2 pseudogenes and 1 other annotated feature are annotated in these 854 nt (G+C 53.9%); of the pseudogenes, one reads left to right on the top strand and one right to left on the bottom strand.

Annotated features, from left to right (window positions below):
• Positions 1 to 88: a sequence feature (AL1L pseudoknot), on the bottom strand. This feature is flagged as partial in the annotation.
• Positions 1 to 375: pseudogene (locus tag BFP70_RS13780) on the bottom strand (transposase); the annotation flags it as partial. (Overlaps the previous feature by 88 nt.)
• Positions 376 to 431: 56 nt before the next feature.
• Here BFP70_RS13780 and BFP70_RS13785 point away from each other — a divergent pair.
• A pseudogene (locus BFP70_RS13785) lies at positions 432 to 755 on the top strand (DDE-type integrase/transposase/recombinase); the annotation flags it as partial.
• Positions 756 to 854 lie beyond the last annotated feature (99 nt).

An 854-nucleotide genomic window follows, 5' to 3' on the forward strand; every position in this document is an offset into this window, starting at 1 on the left:
ACTCGACACCGTAAACAGCCCTTTGATCGTCGATGAAACCGATCATCGCTTGAGTGGGCGGTCGAGTTCCGCCTGCGCAAAATAAGCTGATGCCTTGCGCAATATCTCATTTGCCTTGAGCAGTTCACGGTTCTCTCGTTCCAGCGTCTTGATGCGATCACGTTCCTCGGTCGTCACGCCATCCCGCATGCCGCTGTCCTTCTCGGCCTGCTTGACCCATCCGCTCAGTGTCTGGGGAATACAGCCGATCTTGGGTGCAATGGCCGCTATCGCGCCCGCTTGCGTTTCATATGAACCTTGATGTTCAAACACCATCCGGACCGCCCGCGCGCGAACTTCTGGCGAGTAGCGATTTGCCATTTTGCTTTTTGTCATAACCATCATCCTTACTTAAGTTGATGGTCTCCGACAAACTCGGGGCGTTTCACATCATGGGGCTGCAAGCCATCTATAAGGGTCCAAGCACCAGCAAGAAGCACCCACAGCATCGCATTTATCCATACCTGCTGAGAAAGCTGCCGATAACGCGCCCGAACCACGTTTGGTGCAGTGACATCACCTATACTCCAGTGCGGCGTGGCTTCTTGTATATGATGGTAATCATGGACTGGGCCACGCGCAAGGTGCTGGCGTGGCGGCTCTCGAATACGCTGGACGCCAGCTTATGTGTTGAGGCCTTGAAAGAGGCCATCGCAACATACGGCAAGCCCGAGATTATGAACACCGATAGTCATACGATTGATACCAGTTCTCGGATGGTTTGACTCAAACACTGATCGACCATTCGCTGGGTTGGTGCCGCATGGCTTCTCGGTTTGGTTTGACCCAAACAGCGACCGACCTGACACGTGTCT

The organism is Thioclava sp. SK-1, from assembly GCF_001705665.1.
In the GTDB taxonomy this organism is placed as follows: domain Bacteria; phylum Pseudomonadota; class Alphaproteobacteria; order Rhodobacterales; family Rhodobacteraceae; genus Thioclava.